Source organism: Actinophytocola sp., assembly GCF_045807065.1.
GTDB lineage: Bacteria > Actinomycetota > Actinomycetes > Mycobacteriales > Pseudonocardiaceae > Actinophytocola.
The window spans coordinates 1-16,107 of the sequence record NZ_JBJMIE010000272.1; the positions used below are offsets into that span (position 1 = coordinate 1).

Annotated in this window: 15 protein-coding genes; 12 read left to right on the forward strand and 3 right to left on the reverse strand. The window is 71.7% G+C overall.

What is annotated here, in order from left to right; genetic code table 11:
* Positions 1-1,353, reverse strand: a 1,353-nt coding sequence (locus ACJ73U_RS15780) for an FAD-dependent oxidoreductase (RefSeq protein WP_407778371.1), incomplete at its 3' end; no start/stop codon positions are given.
* 12 nt (positions 1,354-1,365) lie between these two features.
* Positions 1,366-1,623, reverse strand: a complete 258-nt coding sequence (locus ACJ73U_RS15785) for a ubiquitin carboxyl-terminal hydrolase 14 (protein WP_407778372.1) — start codon at positions 1,621-1,623, stop codon at positions 1,366-1,368.
* Positions 1,624-1,871: 248 nt separating this feature from the next.
* Between ACJ73U_RS15785 and ACJ73U_RS15790 the strand changes: the two genes are divergently transcribed.
* From ACJ73U_RS15790 to ACJ73U_RS15845, 12 genes are all read left to right on the forward strand, one after another.
* Positions 1,872-2,891 (forward strand): LacI family DNA-binding transcriptional regulator, encoded by a 1,020-nt coding sequence (locus ACJ73U_RS15790; RefSeq protein ID WP_407778373.1) that lies wholly within the window; start codon positions 1,872-1,874, stop codon positions 2,889-2,891.
* Complete coding sequence (locus ACJ73U_RS15795) at positions 2,888-3,802, forward strand: carbohydrate ABC transporter permease (protein ID WP_407778374.1); 915 nt, start codon at positions 2,888-2,890, stop codon at positions 3,800-3,802. The genes ACJ73U_RS15790 and ACJ73U_RS15795 overlap by 4 nt, the downstream gene beginning before the upstream one ends.
* Positions 3,799-4,701, forward strand: coding sequence for a carbohydrate ABC transporter permease (locus tag ACJ73U_RS15800; RefSeq protein ID WP_407778375.1), 903 nt, complete (start codon positions 3,799-3,801; stop codon positions 4,699-4,701). Before ACJ73U_RS15795 ends, ACJ73U_RS15800 begins: the two co-directional genes overlap by 4 nt.
* A 16-nt stretch (positions 4,702-4,717) precedes the next feature.
* Positions 4,718-6,010: an ABC transporter substrate-binding protein gene (locus ACJ73U_RS15805; RefSeq protein WP_407778376.1), complete on the forward strand. Its 1,293-nt coding sequence runs from the start codon at positions 4,718-4,720 to the stop codon at positions 6,008-6,010.
* A 38-nt stretch (positions 6,011-6,048) separates the two neighbouring features.
* Positions 6,049-7,191, forward strand: a complete 1,143-nt coding sequence (locus ACJ73U_RS15810) for an ADP-ribosylglycohydrolase family protein (RefSeq protein ID WP_407778377.1) — start codon at positions 6,049-6,051, stop codon at positions 7,189-7,191.
* Positions 7,188-8,543, forward strand: coding sequence for an ADP-ribosylglycohydrolase family protein (locus ACJ73U_RS15815; RefSeq protein ID WP_407778378.1), 1,356 nt, complete (start codon positions 7,188-7,190; stop codon positions 8,541-8,543). The genes ACJ73U_RS15810 and ACJ73U_RS15815 overlap by 4 nt, the downstream gene beginning before the upstream one ends.
* On the forward strand, positions 8,540-9,397 hold the full coding sequence (locus ACJ73U_RS15820; protein ID WP_407778379.1) for a ribokinase: 858 nt from the start codon (positions 8,540-8,542) through the stop codon (positions 9,395-9,397). Before ACJ73U_RS15815 ends, ACJ73U_RS15820 begins: the two co-directional genes overlap by 4 nt.
* A complete protein-coding gene (locus tag ACJ73U_RS15825; protein ID WP_407778380.1) occupies positions 9,333-11,384 on the forward strand; it encodes an SUMF1/EgtB/PvdO family nonheme iron enzyme in 2,052 nt (683 codons plus the stop codon). The genes ACJ73U_RS15820 and ACJ73U_RS15825 overlap by 65 nt, the downstream gene beginning before the upstream one ends.
* Positions 11,381-12,559 carry a CaiB/BaiF CoA transferase family protein gene (locus tag ACJ73U_RS15830; RefSeq protein ID WP_407778381.1) on the forward strand — a complete coding sequence of 393 codons (1,179 nt, stop codon included), beginning with the start codon at positions 11,381-11,383 and terminating at the stop codon, positions 12,557-12,559. Before ACJ73U_RS15825 ends, ACJ73U_RS15830 begins: the two co-directional genes overlap by 4 nt.
* Positions 12,560-12,629: 70 nt before the next feature.
* Positions 12,630-13,436, forward strand: a complete 807-nt coding sequence (locus ACJ73U_RS15835) for an HpcH/HpaI aldolase/citrate lyase family protein (RefSeq protein WP_407778382.1) — start codon at positions 12,630-12,632, stop codon at positions 13,434-13,436.
* 31 nt (positions 13,437-13,467) lie between these two features.
* Complete coding sequence (locus tag ACJ73U_RS15840; protein ID WP_407778383.1) at positions 13,468-13,683, forward strand: hypothetical protein; 216 nt, start codon at positions 13,468-13,470, stop codon at positions 13,681-13,683.
* Positions 13,683-14,666, forward strand: a complete 984-nt coding sequence (locus ACJ73U_RS15845) for a hypothetical protein (protein WP_407778384.1) — start codon at positions 13,683-13,685, stop codon at positions 14,664-14,666. The genes ACJ73U_RS15840 and ACJ73U_RS15845 overlap by 1 nt, the downstream gene beginning before the upstream one ends.
* A 295-nt stretch (positions 14,667-14,961) precedes the next feature.
* Here the strand turns inward: ACJ73U_RS15845 and ACJ73U_RS15850 are convergent, their stop codons facing one another.
* Entirely contained in the window at positions 14,962-16,032 is a 1,071-nt protein-coding gene (locus tag ACJ73U_RS15850; RefSeq protein ID WP_407778385.1) for a chromosome segregation protein, read from the reverse strand.
* Between the last annotated feature and the right edge of the window lie 75 nt (positions 16,033-16,107).

Consider the following 16,107-nt stretch of genomic DNA (forward strand, 5'->3'; position numbering starts at 1 on the left):
CGACGTGCCGCTGACGTGGTCGAGCCGCAGCCGCTCCAGGTGCTCGTCGCCGTACACCTCGCCCACCGTCGTGCACGTGCGGACGTGGACGTTGTCGATGGCCTCCAGCTGCTGGATGAGGTAGTGCGACATGGACGCCCGCAGCGACTCACCCCGCACCACCAGGGTGACGTTGCGTGCGTGCCGGGAGAAGAACACCGCCGCCTGCCCCGCCGAGTTCGCACCGCCCACGATGTAGACGTCGGTGCCCGCGCACTCCGGCGCCTCGGTGTTGGCCGACCCGTAGTACACGCCGCGCCCGGTCAGGTCGTCGCAGCCGGGCGCGGTCAGGTTCCGGTAGGCCACGCCGGTCGCGAGGATCACCGCGTGCGCGGCGATGGTGCTGCCGTCACCGAACCGCACCACCCGCGCCGAGCCCTGCACCTCCAGGGCCACGACGTCCCGCGCGGTCAGCATCTCCGCGCCGAACTTCACCGCCTGCCGCCGCGCCCGGTCGGTCAGCTGGGAGCCGGACACGCCGTCCGGGAAGCCGAGGTAGTTCTCGATGCGGGAGCTCTGCCCGGCCTGCCCGCCGGCGGCCTGCCGCTCGACGAGGACCGTGCGCAGGCCCTCCGACGCGCCGTACACCGCCGAGCCCAGCCCGGCCGGCCCACCGCCGACCACGATCAGGTCGTAGAAGTCAGTGGCCGGGTCGACGGTCAGCCCCACGGCCGCCGCGATCTCGGCGTCGGACGGCGCGAGCAGCGCGTGGCCGTCGGTGGTGATCACCACGGGGATCTCGGTCGGGTCGGCCGCCGCGGCCTCCAGCAGCCGCCTGCCCTCCGGCTCGTCGATCGTGTAGTACCGGTACGGCACGGCGTTGCGGGCGAGGAAGTCGCGCGCCGCGTACGTCGGCGCCGACCACCGGTGCCCGACGATCTTGATCTCCTCGACCGCGGTGGCCCCTGAGCTGCGCCACGTCTCGATCAGCGCGTCCACGACCGGGTAGAGCTTCTCCTCCGGCGGATCCCACGGCTTGAGCAGGTAGTGGTCGACGTCGACCAGGTTGATGGCCTGGATCGCGGCGTCGGTGTCGGCGTAGGCGGTGAGCAGCGCGCGACGGGCCCTCGGGAACAGGTCCATCGCCTGCTCGAGGAACTCGATGCCGTTCATCTCGGGCATGCGGTAGTCGGCGAGCATGGCGGCCACCTGTTCGCCGCGGAGCTTGAGCTCCTTGAGCGCGTCGAGCGCCTCCTGCCCGGACGACGCCCGCACCACGCGGTGCGCCTCGCCGTAGCGGCGCCGCAGGTCGCGGGCCACTGCTCGCGACACCCCGGGGTCGTCGTCGACGGTCAGCAGAACCGGTTTGTTCACGGCGCTATTCACTCACACGACCACTTCGTCGACGTAGCACCACCGCCAGTCCTCCCCCGGCTCGAAGGACTGGATCACCGGGTGGCGGGTGCTGGCGAAGTGGGCGCTGGCGTGCTTGGCCGGGGACGAGTCGCAGCAGCCGACGTGTCCGCAGCTCAGGCACTCGCGCAGGTGGACCCAGCTGCCGCCGACCGCGAGGCAGTCCTCGCAGCCCTCGGTCGTGCTCGGGGTGACGTCGCGTATCTCGGCGACGTGCGTGCATTCAGGCATGGGCCCATCCTGGCACCACGCCGAGGGGCCGCGCCGCCGCGCAAGGCTCCATTCACTCTGCGCGAACACCCGGCGCCGCGAAAGTATCCGTTCGCATGACCCGGTCCCGCTCCGTCCACTTGTGACGACCGTGTTACCGGACTCCGGTTGCCAAGCGTCGGCGGGCGGACGTATGGTCCCGCTTGTAAACGTTCTCGTAAACGTTTACAAGCACTCCGGGACACCTGCCGAAGGACACGAGGAAACCCATGGCCGAGACCAGGAAGTCGACGCTCGTGCTCGTCGCCGAGCTGGCCGGGGTGTCCATCGCGTCCGTGTCACGGGTGATGAACGGGTTGCCGGCGTCGCAGCGGGTCACCGAGCGCGTGCGTGCCGCGGCCGCCGAGCTCGGCTACGTGCCCGACGCGACCGCGCGTTCGCTCAAGGTCGGCAAGACCGAGCAGATCGCGCTAGCGGTCGCGGACGTCGGCAACCCGGTGTACGTCAGCATGATGCGTGAGATCTCCCAGGTCGTCACCAAGGCCGGCTACCGCCTGGTGCTGTCCTCGACCGGCAGCGACCCGAAGGACCAGATCGACCTGCTCGTGAGCCTCAACCGGGGCTTCGCGGACGGGCTGATCATGAGCCCGCTGCGGGTCCCCGAGGAGCTGGGCGCGCAGCTGCGGACCAGCCGCTTCCCGATCGTGATCATCGGGTCCCTCCCGCCCGGTGTCGAGTTGGACAACGTCCGCGCGGACTCGGTCGCGGGCATGGCGCTGGCCGTCGACCACCTCGCCGAGCAGGGCCGCCAGCGCATCGCGTTCGTCAACGGCCCCGTCGACACGGTGCCGGGCGCGGCCCGCCTCAACGGCTACCTCACCGCACTCGCCGCCAGGGACCTGCCGGACAACGCGGACGCCCAGGTGGCCGCGAAGGACTTCACCTACAAGGCCGGGCTGAAGGCCGCGACGGCGCTCCTCGAACAGTCCACCCCGGACGCGATCGTGTGCGCCAACGACCTGCTGGCCATCGCCGCGCTCAACGTCGCCACGCGCCGGGGCCTGCGGATCCCCGACGACATCGCGATCGTCGGCATGGACGACACGGACATCGCCGACCTCGCGAACCCCGCGATCACCAGTGTCGACCTCGGCGCGACCAGGCGCGCGAAGGCCGCGGCCAAGCTCCTGCTCCGGCGGCTGCGCAAGCCGGACGCGCCGGTGCGGAAGGTCGTCATCGAGCCGACGCTCACCGTCCGCGGTTCGTCCACGGTGGAGGTGGCGCCGTGACGGCCGTCGTGGCGCGGCCGCCGCGACGCGGGCGCCGGCGCGGCGACGGACGGGACGCGTGGCTGCTCGTCCTCCCCGCGCTCGTGCCGGTCGTCCTCCTCAGCGTCTACCCGCTGGTGCAGGGCATCCTGCTGGGCTTCACCGGCGCGAAGGCCGGCCTCAACCAACCGGTGATCTTCACCGGCCTGGACAACTACACCACGCTGCTCGGCAACGACCTGTTCTGGAGCTCGTTCCGGATCGGCCTGGTCTGGGCGTTCGGCGTCACGATCCTGCAGTTCCTCGCCTCGCTCGGCCTCGCGCTGCTGCTCAACCTGGACCTGCGCCTGCGGTGGCTCGCACGCACGCTCGCGCTCGTGCCGTGGGCGATGCCCCCGGTGGTCATCGCGATCATGTGGCGGATGATGTTGAACCCGACGTACGGGCCGGTGAACGACGCGCTGCGCACGCTCGGGCTGCCCGGGAACATCAACTGGCTAGGCGACTTCTCGACGGCGTTGCCCGCCGTGATCGTGGTCGGCGTGTGGGCGGGGATGCCGCAGACGACCGTGACGCTGCTCGCCGGGCTGCAGAGCGTGTCCGCCGACCTGCACGAGGCCGCGGCCATCGACGGCGCCGGAGTGTGGCAGCGCTTCTGGCACGTGACGCTGCCGGCGCTGCGCCCGGTGATCTTCGCGATCACCTCGCTCGACCTGATCTGGAACTTCAACTCGTTCGCGCTCGTGTTCGTGCTCACGGCCGGCGGGCCGGGCGGCAAGACCATGCTGCCGGCGCTATTCGCCTACAACGAGGCGTTCAAGTACGGCAACTTCGGCTACGCGGCCGCCATGGGCAACGTCATGGTCGTGGTCATCGCCGCGTTCCTGTTCCTCTACCTGCGTGGCCAGGCAAGGAGCCGTGAGACCAGATGAGCCAGACCCTCGCCCCACCGGCCCGGCCCCGGCAGACCGTCCACAGGGTCGCGCGGCCGCCGGCACGACGCACGAGAACGTTCACCCGTCCGCTGCAGTACCTGGCGCTGCTGGGGTACGTGGTCTTCCTCGGCTTCCCGCTGCTGTTCCTGCTGTCGACGTCGCTCAAGACGCCGCAGGAGCTGCAGTCGCCGGACCCGTCGTTCTTCCCCCGCCACCTCACCTGGGTGAACTTCGGCGACGCGGTGGAGAAGGCGAACCTGGCGCGGGCGGCCGGCAACAGCCTCCTGGTGGCAACGCTCACAACGGTTGTGGTGACGGTGATCTCGCTGCCCGCCGCCTACGCGCTCGCACGGTTCCGGACGAAGCTGCGGGGCGTGGCGACGGTCTGGATCCTGCTCAGCCAGGTGTTTCCGTTCATCCTCATCGTGATCCCGGTCTTCCTCGTGCTCAAGCAGGTCGGGCTCGTGAACAACCCGTTCGGCCTCGTGCTGGTCTACACGGTCTGGTGCCTGCCGTTCGCGCTGTGGATGTTGCGCGGGTACGTCGCCGCCATCCCGGTGGACCTGGAGGAGGCCGGCGCGATCGACGGCGCCGGCCGGCTGCGGGTGCTGCGCTCGATCGTGCTGCCGCTGCTGGCGCCGGGGCTCGTGGCCACGAGCCTGTTCACGTTCATCTCGTCCTGGAACGAGTTCTTCTTCGCCCTGGTGCTGATCCAGGACCCGAACCTGCAGACCCTGCCACTGACCCTCGCGCGGTTCTTCGGCGCCGAGGGCCAGGTCCAGCTCGGCCAGCTCGCGGCGGCGTCGCTGCTCGCGACCGTCCCGAGCCTCGTGTTCTTCCTGATCATCCAACGCCGGCTCACCTCGGGGCTGATGAGCGGCGCCGTCAAAGGCTGACGAAGAGGAGAAACCCATGAAGCGAAAGGCGTTGCTCGGCCTCGCTGCCGCGGCGGCCCTGCTGCTGTCCGGCTGCGCGTTGAACGGCGGGGACAACACGAGCAGCACCGAGTCCGCCAAGGGACCGGTGACGCTCACCTTCCAGAGCCTGGCCTACCAGGACTCCACGGTGGCCGCGGTCAAGGACATCGTGGACACCTGGAACAAGAAGAACCCGGACATCCAGATCAAGCTCACGCAGGGCACCTGGGACAACGTGCACGACCAGCTCGTCACCCAGTTCCAGGGCGGCACCGCGCCGGACATCATCCACGACGAGTCCAGCGACATCATGGGCTTCGCCCAGCAGGGCTACCTGGCCGACATCTCGAAGTACCTGAGCACGGACGTCAGGAACGCGGTCAGCAAGGACGTCTGGGACACGGTCACCACCGCCGACGGCAAGGTCGTCGCGGCGCCGACCCTGTTGCAGACCTACGTCGTGTTCGCCAACACCGACGCCCTGGCGGCGGCGAACATCTCGACACCGAACGGCAAGGAACTGTCCTGGGACGACTTCCAGGACATGGCGAAGAAGCTGACCGGCGACGGGAAGTTCGGCGCGGGCTGGGGACTGAAGCAGCCGACGGCGGCGGTCATGAACACCGCGCTCGGCTTCGGCGGCACGTTCTTCGACACGAAGGACGACGGCACCGCCACCATCCACGTGGGCGACAACGAACTGGCGGTGCCGGAGCGCATCCACGCGATGGCGTTCGACGACAAGTCACTCGACCCGGTATCGCTCACACAGTCGGGAACCGATGTCCTGCCGGGCTTCCTCGGCGGCAAGTACGCGATGTACGTTGGCGGCAACTTCCTGGCGCAGCAGATCACCGAGTCGGCACCGGACGGGTTCAAGTGGACGGTCCTCCCCCCGCTCGCCGGCTCCGCCGGTGCGACGCAGGCGGCGAACCCGCAGACCATCTCGGTGTCCGCGCAGAGCAAGGCACCCGAGCAGGCCGCGAAGTTCATCGACTACTTCATGTCCGCGGAGAACCAGGCGAAGCTCGCCGAGGGCGACTGGCTGATCCCGGCGTCCAAGCCGGCGCGGGACGCGGTGGCGGCACAGACCAAGGGCACGCCGGTGTGGAAGCCGATGCTGACCAGCGGCGAGGGGCTCGCCAGTGCGCCGTTCCAGAAGGCGAAGAACTACCCGCAGTGGAAGGACCAGTACGCGACTCCCCTGCTGCAGCAGTACTTCGCCAACTCGATCAGCCTCGACGACCTCAGGAAGAAGCTGAGCGACGGCTGGTCGTCCATCGGCTGAACGCTCTCGCTGAGCACGTTCACACAAGGGGAGTACACATGGATCTGCTCGAGGACAGGGCGACGGGGGCGCTCGCCGGCGCTGCGGTGGCCGACGCGCTCGGCGGCGCCGCGGAGGGCAACACCCCCGCGGCCATCCGCGAGCGGTACGACGGGTTCATCGAGGGCATCGTGCCGCCGTTCCTGCCGGACTGGCGGCACGCCCGCCCGATCGCCCCGTACCACAAGGGCGACGGGCACGTCACCGACGACACCCTGATGACCACGGCGCTCGTCGAGGTCTACGACCGAGTGCGCGACCACCTCGACGCGTACGCGATCGCCGACCACCTCGTCCCCCTGCTGATCGGCGAGCGCCGCTGGATCCCGGAGCTGGAGACCGAGACGATCCTGCTGCAGCGGATCTTCCTGGCCGAGAAGTGGTTGGTCGCGCGCCTGCACTACGGGCACGTCGACCCGCGCGAGGCGGGGGTCGGGAACATCGTCAACTGCGGCGCGGCCATGTACGCGGCGCCGATCGGCATCGCGAACGCGGGCTCGCCGGAGGGCGCGTACGCGGAGGCCGTCGACGTCGCCGGCGCGCACCAGTCCAGCTACGGTCGTGAGGCGGCCGGGGTCTACGCCGCGTGTGTCGCGGAGGCCATGCGCCCGGGTGCGTCGGTGGCGTCGGTGGTGGACACCGCGCTGCGGCTGGCGAAGGACGGCACCCGCGACGCCATCGAGGCCGTCACCTCGACGGCGTCCACTCTGGACGACTGGCGCACGTCACTGCCCCGGATCCGCGCTGCGGTCGAGCCGTTCGACACGGTCGGCCCGAACTACCGCGCGCCGGCTCGCGACGCGCGGATCCCCAGCCGCACCAAGTCGATCGAGGAGCTGCCGGTCGCGCTGGGCATGCTGGTCGTGGCGGGCGGCCACTACCGGGACACCGTGCTCGGGGCGGTGAACTACGGCCGTGACTCGGACTCGATCGCGGTCATGGGCGGCTCGATCGCGGGCGCGCTCGGGGGCCGCGCGGTCGTGCCGGACGAGTGGGTGACCGCGGTGAGCGAGGCGAGCCGGATGGACATCACGGCCACCGGCCCGACGATGGCCTCGGTGGCGAAGGACGTCTGGGCCAGGGACCAGGAGCGCTTCGCCCAGCGGGCCAAGCTGTTCGCCGCCGTCGAGGAAGCGGCATGACGCTGCGTCTCACGTGGACACAGCCGGAGGACCTGGTGCCGCACGCGCTGCGCGCGGCCCAGCTGGACGGCATCGACGTCGGCGATCTCGCGGAGGAGTGGGTGGCGGCGGGCGGTTCGCTGGTACCGCCGGCATCGGGCGCCACCCCCACACCCGCGTCGAGGGAGCTGCAGGCTCTCGGCCGCCGATTGCTGTCCCGGGTGGACGGACGGGAGGCGCCGGCGGAGCTGCGTGCCAGGGAACCGGACGGCATCGACGAGATCCTCGCTCTTGGACGTCTGGTTCCGGCCACCGCGCCCACCGGTGACCTCGCCGACCGGATCCACGGGGCATGGCTCGGCCGGGCCGCCGGGTGCCTGCTCGGCAAGCCCGTCGAGAAGATCCCCCGCGACGGCATCCGCGCCATCGCACGGAGCACCGGCAACTGGCCGATCTCCCGCTACTTCACCGAGGTCGGCCTTGACGGCGAGATCGCCGCCCGCTACCCGTGGAACCGGCGCAGCCGCCCGACGAGCCTCGCCGAGAACATCGACGGGATGCCGGAGGACGACGACCTCAACTACTCCCTCATCGCGCTCGATCTCCTGGAGCGCCACGGCGAGGAGTTCACCACCGACGACGTGGCGCGGTCGTGGCTCGCGAACCTGCCGGGTGGCAGGGTGTTCACCGCCGAGCGCATCGTCTACCGCAACCTCCTCGACGGGTACGAGCCGGACGTCGCCGGCGCGGTCGGCAACCCCTTCCGCGACTGGATCGGCGCGCAGATCCGCGCCGACGTCCACGGCTGGACCCACCCCGGCGACCCGGTCACCGCGGCCCGTCTCGCGTGGACGGACGCGCGCCTCACCCACGGGCGCAACGGCCTGTACGGCGCCATGTTCGCGGCCGCCGCGTGCGCGACCGCGGTGGCGGGCGCCGACCTGGCCGCGGTCGTCGGGGCCGGGCTCTCGGTGGTGCCGCCCGAGTCCCGCTTCGCCGCCGCGATCGGCCGGGGCGTCGAGCTCGGCAGGAGCGCACTGTCCACCGAGGACGCGCTCGACACGATCTACGCGCGGTACGGCGACCTGCACTGGGTGCACGTGCTGAACAACGCGGCCGTCCTGGCGTTCGCGCTGACCCGCGGTGGCGGCGACTACTCGGCCACCATCACCACGGCCGTCACCGGCGGCTGGGACACCGACTCCACCGCGGCCACCGCCGGCTCCCTGGCCGGGGCCCTCACCGGCGCGAAAGCCCTGCCGCCGCAATGGGTCGCGCCCCTCCACAACCGGCTCGCGACCACCATCCCGGGCTTCGACGGCATCGGCTTCGACACGCTCGCCGCCCGCACGATCGCGCTGGTGGCGAAGTGAGCGTGCTCATCGTGGGCAGCGGCAACGTCGACCTGGTCAGCCAGGTCGAGCGGATCCCCGCACCGGGCGAGACCGTCCTGTCCACCGGCTTCGCCACGCACGCCGGCGGCAAGGGCAACAACCAGGCCACCGCGGCGGCGCGTGCGAGCGCTCACACCACGTTCATCGGCGCGTTCGGCGACGACGACAACGGCGCCCGCCTCCTGGCCAGCCTCGCCGACAGCGGCGTGCACACCCTCGTACGCACGTCCACCGAGCCGACCGGCATCGCGATGATCACCGTGGCGGGGACCGGCGAGAACGCGATCGTGGTCAACGCGGGCGCGAACGCGACGCTCACGCGCCTCACCGAGGACGAACTCCGTGCGATCGCGGACGCGACGATCGTGTTGCTGCAGCTGGAGATCCCGCTCGCCACGGTCGTCGAGGCAGCCCGCGGCGCCACCGGCACGGTCGTGCTCAACGCCGCCCCGGCACGGCCGCTGTCCCGCGACCTCCTCGCGGCCGTCGACCTGCTGGTCGTGAACGAGCACGAGGCCGAGCTGCTCGGCGGCGCGGACGAGCTGCTCACGGTCGTCCCGCGGCTCGTCGTCACGCTCGGCGCCGCCGGCGCGGTGGTCCACACGCGGGAGGCGACCACCGCGGTGGCGGGCATCCACGTCGAGGCCGTCGACACCACCGGCGCCGGCGACACGTTCTGCGGCGCGCTCGTCGCACGGCTCGACGAGGGCGCCGCACTCCCCGAGGCCGTCCGGTTCGCCACGGCCGCGGCCGCGCTGTCGGTGACGCGTGCCGGCGCCGTGCCGGCCATTCCGACCCGGGAGGAGATCGACGATTTCCACGCCACCCACTGACCCGTCGGCCGACCCGGACGAGGCCGCCGCCAACCAACGCGACCCACTGGTCCCCCGTCCGATCGACCTGCCGACCGCCCTCCCGCTCGACGGCGAGCTGGACCCGGAGGTCGGCGACATCGCCAAGGTCTTCGCCGCGCCCGACGACCCGGCGGACTGGCCGGCCTGGCGCACCGCGCTCGCCCGGTGGCGCGACGAGGCCCGCGAACGCCTGGGCTACCGGGGAACGCGGTACGAGCGGCCCGAGACCGCGTGGACGGCCGGCTGCTACAGCGTCGCGCTCGTCTGGCTGTGGGACGAGCGGCTGTTCAACCACGCGGAAGGGCGGTTCGAGGTCGCCGGCTTCCTCGACCGGACCGCGGACTACGGCGGCTTCGACGGGGTGGTCCTGTGGCACGCCTACCCGATCATCGGCATCGACGACCGCAACCAGTTCGACTTCTACCGGGACGTGCCGGGGCTGCGGGACGTGCTCGCCGAGTTCCAGTCGCGAGGCGTGCGGGTCTTCCTCGACTACAACCCGTGGGACACCGGCACCCGCCGCGCCCCGCACGACGACGCGACCGAGCTGGCGCTGCTGTCGGCCGAGCTGGGCGCGGACGGGATGTTCCTGGACACCATGAAGGAAGGCGACGCCCGGCTGGCGTCGGCACTGCTCGACAACCGGCCGCCGCAGGTGCTGGAGGGCGAGTCGCGGCTGCCCAACGCCCGCGTCGAGGACCACCAGCTGAGCTGGGCGCAGTGGTTCGCCGACAGCGCCGCGCCGGGGGTGCAGCGGGCCCGCTGGTTCGAGCGCCGCCACATGACCCACCAGACCCGCCGCTGGAACCGCGACCACAGCGCCGAGCTGCAGTCGGCCTTCATGAACGGCACGGGCATGCTCGTGTGGGACGCCGTGTTCGGCGTCTGGGTCGGGTGGAGCGAGCGTGACAAGGCCACGCTGCGCCGGATGCTGCGGGTGCAGCGAGCGCTCACACCGGTGCTGACCGCCGGCGAGTGGACCCCGCTCGTGGACGCCGCCGACGCGGCGCTCGCGGCCGGGGTGTACGCGTCGCGGTTCGCCGCGCCGGGCCTGACCCTGTGGACGCTGGTGAACCGCGGCCACGCCGACTTCACCGGCTCTGCCCTCACCGCTGTGAACGCTCACGCGCGGTGGTTCGACCTCACCGCAGGACGGCGGCTCGGGCACCAGCCGGGCGAGATCACGGTGCCCGCTCGCGGGGTAGCCGCCGTCCTCGCGGTCGAGGGCGCCGCGCCGGCCTGGCTGGCCGGCTCGCTCGCGGCCGCCGCCGCTGATCCGGGCGGCACGAGCACGACGTTCCCGGCGCGCACCGCTGAGCGCGTTCACCCACGTCCCGCCACGGCGCGGCCGACCGCCGCCACCGTCCGGGTCGAGGGCGGGCCGCGCGAGCTGCCGATGACCTACCGGCGCCGCGAGACGGGGAGCTACCAGGGCGCGCCGTACGTCGAGGAGTGGAAGCCCCTCCCGCCCCGCCTGCACGACCCGCGGCAGGAGCTGTTAGCGGTAACACTCCGCGATGTCGAGGTGGCCGTCCGCGAGGTGACCGGCGCCGAGTTCGCGCGGTTCGTGGCGGCCACGGGCTACCGGCCGGCGTGCGAGAACCGCTGGCCGCCACCCACCGGCGACGCTCCCGCGACGATGGTCGGCCTGGCGGACGCGCGGGCCTACGCCGCGTGGGCGGGTGCCCGGTTGCCGACCGAGTTCGAGTGGCAGGTCGCCGCGGCCACGCCGGGTTTCCAGCGGGCCGCTCCCCTGGTCTGGAACTGGACCGAGAGCGAGCACACCGACGGGGTCACCCGGTTCGTGATGCTCAAGGGCGGCAGTGACCATGAGATCGTCGGCTCGGACTGGTACGTCGACGGCGGTCCGCGCGAGGAGTCGTTCAGCCTGAAGTTCCTGCTGCCGGGCCTGGGCGTCGACCGGTCGCCAGCCATTGGTTTCCGGCTCGCATGGGAGGTCCGATGACCGAGCTGCCACTGGCCGATGTGCGCGTGCTCGACGTGTCCACGCTGTTCGCCGGTCCCCTCGCCGCGACGTTCCTCGGCGACTTCGGCGCGGACGTGATCAAGGTCGAGCACCCGCGCAGACCGGATGCCGCCCGCGACCACGGCCCGGCGAAGGACGGCGTCAACCTCTGGTGGAAGACGCTGGGCCGCAACAAGCGCCCGGTCACGATCAACCTCGCCGAACCGGCCGGCGCCGAGCTGCTGTCAGCGCTCGCACGGGACGCCGACGTGCTCGTCGAGAACTTCCGGCCGGGCACGCTCGAGCGCTGGGGACTCGGCCCCGACGAGCTGCACGCGGTCAACCCGCGCCTGGTCATCGCGCGGGTGACCGCGTTCGGCCAGTTCGGCCCGTACGCGTCGCGGCCCGGCTTCGGCACGCTGGCGGAGGCGATGAGCGGGTTCGCGGCGCTCACCGGTGAGCCCGACGGTCCGCCGACGCTCCCGCCGTTCGGTCTCGCCGACGGCATCGCCGCGCTCGCGACGGCGTACGCGATCATGGTCGCGCTGCGTGCCGGCGTCGGCCAGGTGATCGACACGGCGATCATCGAGCCGATCCTGATGCTGCTGGGCGGCCAGATCACCGCGTACGACCAGCTCGGCGTGGTGCAGCCGAGGACGGGCAACCGGTCGGTGAACAACGCGCCCCGCAACGTCTACCGGACGCTGGACGGCGAGTGGCTCGCGGTGTCGACCAGTTCGCAGTCGATCGCGGAGCGGGTGATGCGGCTGGTGGGCCGTCCGGACGTGGTCGACGAGCCGTGGTTCGCCTCCGGCCACCACCGGGCGCGGCACGCCGACGAGCTGGACGCGGCGGTGTCGGCGTGGATCGCGGCGAGGCCCGCCGACGAGGTGGTCCGGGAGTTCGAGAAGGCGCAGGCGGCGGTCGCCCGGGTGAACGACGTGCGCGGGGTGCTGGCGGATCCGCAGTACCAGGCGCTGGGCACGGTCCAGTCCGTCGACGACGAGGAGCTGGGCCGGATCAGGATGCAGAACGTCCTGTTCCGGCTGTCGCGGACGCCGGGCCGGATCCGGTGGCCGGGCCGGCGCCACGGCGCGGACACCGACGAGGTCCTCGCGTCGGTCGGCGTGACCCGCGAGCAGCTCGCCGCGCTGAGGGCCAATGGGGTGGTGTGAGCGGAGCTTGCGGAGCGAACCATCGATACCACGCCGACGGACGGCGTCAGCGAGCCTGCGAGGGGACGATGTGAACGTGCTCATCACCGGCCTGTACGTGCCTGGTGACCGGCCGGACCGGTTCGACAAGGCGGTGGCGACGGGTGCGGACCTGGTGATCCTGGACCTCGAGGACGCCGTCGCCCCGGAGCGGAAGGCGTTCGCGCGGGAGGCGGTGGCCGGGTGGCTGGCGCAGGCGCGGGCCGACCGGGTCCTGCAGGTCCGGGTGAACGCGCACAACGCGGACGACCTGGCCGCGCTGCGCGGGCTGACGGGGTTCGAGGTGCGCCTGCCGAAGGTCGAGTCCCCCGCGGAGGTCGACGCGGTGGCGGCGGCACTGCCAGGGGTTTCGGTGACGGCGCTGGTCGAGAGCGCGTTCGGTGTGGAGCACGCGGCGGAGTTGGCCGCGCACCCGGCCGTGACCGGCCTCGGCCTCGGCGAGTCGGACCTGGCGAGTGAGTTGGGCACGCGAACAGACCTCGTGCTGGACCACGCGCGCGTGCGGTTGCTGTACGCGGCGCGAGCGGCCGGGCTCCCGGCGCCGATGCTGTCGGCGTACCCCGCGATCAGGGACCTGGACGGGCTGCGGGGCGACACCGAGCGGGGCAAGGCCCTGGGTTGGGTGGGCCGGGTGGCGGTGCACCCGACCCAGCTGCCGGTGATCGCGGAGGTGTTCGCGCCGTCCGAAGAGGAGCGCCGCTGGGCGGCGGAAGTGCTGGCAGCGGGCGCGGGCGGCGTGTCCACCCTGGCGTCCGGGGAGATGGTGGACCCGGCGATGCTGGGCCGTGCCCGCGCGATCCAGGCCCGAGTTGACGGGAAATTTGCACACCGCAGATGATTGTCAACTCCGCGCATGACAAGGTTCCCCTATGCGGGGTGACGTTCGTGAGGTGCTGACGCACTGGCTGGGGGACGACGTGCGTGCGGTCGAGGGCCTGTCCGACGACGCGCTGGCGCAGCTGCGGGACACGCTCGTGACCGCGCGGAGGCGGCAGTCCGCGGCGCTCAGGTCCGCGTCGGACGAGGCGTTGCGGCAGATGCCGCCGGTCCTGCGGGGCACGGTCAGCAGGATTCTGGGGCATTGATGGGACACGACCTCGCGACGCGCGCCGAGCTGGTGAAACTGGCTCAGGCGCTGGGCACCACGACCGAGGAGATCGCGTTCCTGGCGGAGTTGCCGCACACCACGATCCGGCGCGTGCGCGAGCGGGCGGTCGCGACCCTGTACGACGAGCACAGGGCGGCGTTCCAGCGGGTGGCGATGATCGCCCGCCTCCTGCCGACCGCCGTGAACGTGCGCATCGCGTTGCGCGCGTTCACGCCGCTGCTGGCCGCCCGCATCGCGAGCGAGATGACCCCGGACCGGGCGGCCGAACTGGCGAACCGGATGCCGGTGGAGTACCTGGCGCAGGCGTGCGTCCACCTCGACCCGCGCCGCGCGGCGCCCCTGGTCCACCGCGTACAGCCGCACCGCATCGTGGCGGTCGTCATGGAACTCATCGGCCAGGGCGACTTCGTGACGCTGGGCCGCCTGCTGGACACTGCCACGGAGTCCATCGTCCGCGACGTCACCGCGACCGCGTCGACGGAAGCCCTGCTGCAGATCGGTTTCTACGCGGAGTCCGACGAGCAGCTGACGAGGGTGGTGGCACTGCTGCCCCCCGCGCGCCTGCGCGGCATAGTGCGCGACGCCCTCGCGGGACCACCGGAGCTGCAGGCGGCAGGCCTGGCACTGGCCGACCGCCTGACCGACGACGACCTACGCGGCCGCCTGACGGAGTACGCCGCCGAGGCCGACGACGACACCCTGACCAGCCTGCTCCACACGGCGATCGACGAGGGCGCACTGGCGGAACTGCTGACAGCGGTCACCGCGATGAGCGAACAGGCCCAGCTCCGCATGCTGACACTGCCAGCCCTGAACGAGCCGCACATCCTGGGCCACCTCGTACGCGCGGTGGAAAAGCACAAACTATGGCCCCGCATAGCCCCACTGGTATCCCTGATGGACGACGACCTCCGCCGCCGGATAGCAGCGGCCGCCGAAGGCCGCACGAATTTCCGATGAGGTAGGGGCGGGGTCTAGGAGAAAACGCTACTGGCCTTACCACCCAATTCGTCTTTTCCCAACGAACCGCCGCGCGCCTCACCGAGCGATTCCCGCCGCCCGCCCGACGCGACAACTCACGCCGGTGTTTCCGCCTTCAACCTCAACCGCTGCTCCGGAATCGGTGCTGGTTGACCGAAGCCCAGCCTGCAGCAGCAGCGGCCCCACTCCTGCCAGCATGTTCCGCACCTCACGCAACTATGGCTGGCCCCCTACCTCCTCAATCCATCCCCCCACCAGCGGAAACTCCGCACCCTCACACCGGCGCCTCCGCCTTCAACGTCAACCGCTGCTCCGGAATCGGTGCCGGTTCGACCGGAGCCGCATCGCCGGCCTGCTGGAGCAATGGCCCCACTTCCGCCAGCACGTTCCGTGCCTCGCGCAGTTGTGCTGCCATCCGTCCTCGCAGTTCGCGCAGGCGGTCGACCTCTCCGTCGGCGGCGGAGATCCGGCGGGTGGCCTCCTCGGCCGCTGCCCTGACGCGGCGTTCCGCCTCCGCTGTGCCGTCGCGGAGCAGGACCTCTACCTTCGCGGTCGCGTCGTGGATCAGGTGTTCCGACTCCTCCGTGGCCTCCCGCACGAGGCGCTTCGCGGTCGTGGTGGCCTCGTCCACCAGCCGGGTCGACTTGGTCATCGCCTCGTCGACCAGGCGCGTCGCTTCCCGGGAGGCGTTGCCCACCAGGCGCGACGCCTCCCGTTCCGCGGCGACCTTCTGTTCGGCCAACTCCCGCATGGCCTCCGTGCGCCGCCGGGCCATGGCGACCTCGAAGTCCGCCTCCACCTGTGCCCTGCGTCGCGCCGCCCGCCCGTCCAGCTCGGCGCGGCGCCGGTCCGCCTCGGTGGTCATCACCGACGCGTCCACCCTGGCCTGCTGCAACAACGTCCGGTGCTCGGTCTCCATCTCGCGGCGCGCGCGGTCCATGTCGGCCAGCGCGTCGGTGTACCGCGTGCGCAGTCGACCGGCGGCCTCCTCGGCCACGGCCCAGCTGTGCTCGGCCGCGCCCTGGGCGCGGGCGATGACCTCCGCGGCCTCCTCCTTGGCCAGCTCCACCATCCCCCGCAGCCGGGCCGGCACCGCGTCGGGTGATATCGGCGTGCGCGACATCTCGTCCAGCTGCCGGGCAAGGCGCGCGTTGTCCGCACGCAACTGTTCGATCTCCGCGGCGAGGGATTCCGCGAGCGAGGCATTGGCGTCGCGATCGGCCGTCGCCAGCCGCAGTTCCTCCTCGATCGCGCCCACGTACCTGCGCACCTGCCCGCGCCGGTAACCGCGCAGCACGATGTCGAAGTCCGTGCGCAACGGCACCAACTCCTGGACGTCAGTCACCCGGCCATCACTTCCTTCCGCCGCGGAGCGATCGGGCCTTCGTCCATTGTGGACAGTGAGCGGCCGAACACCTTC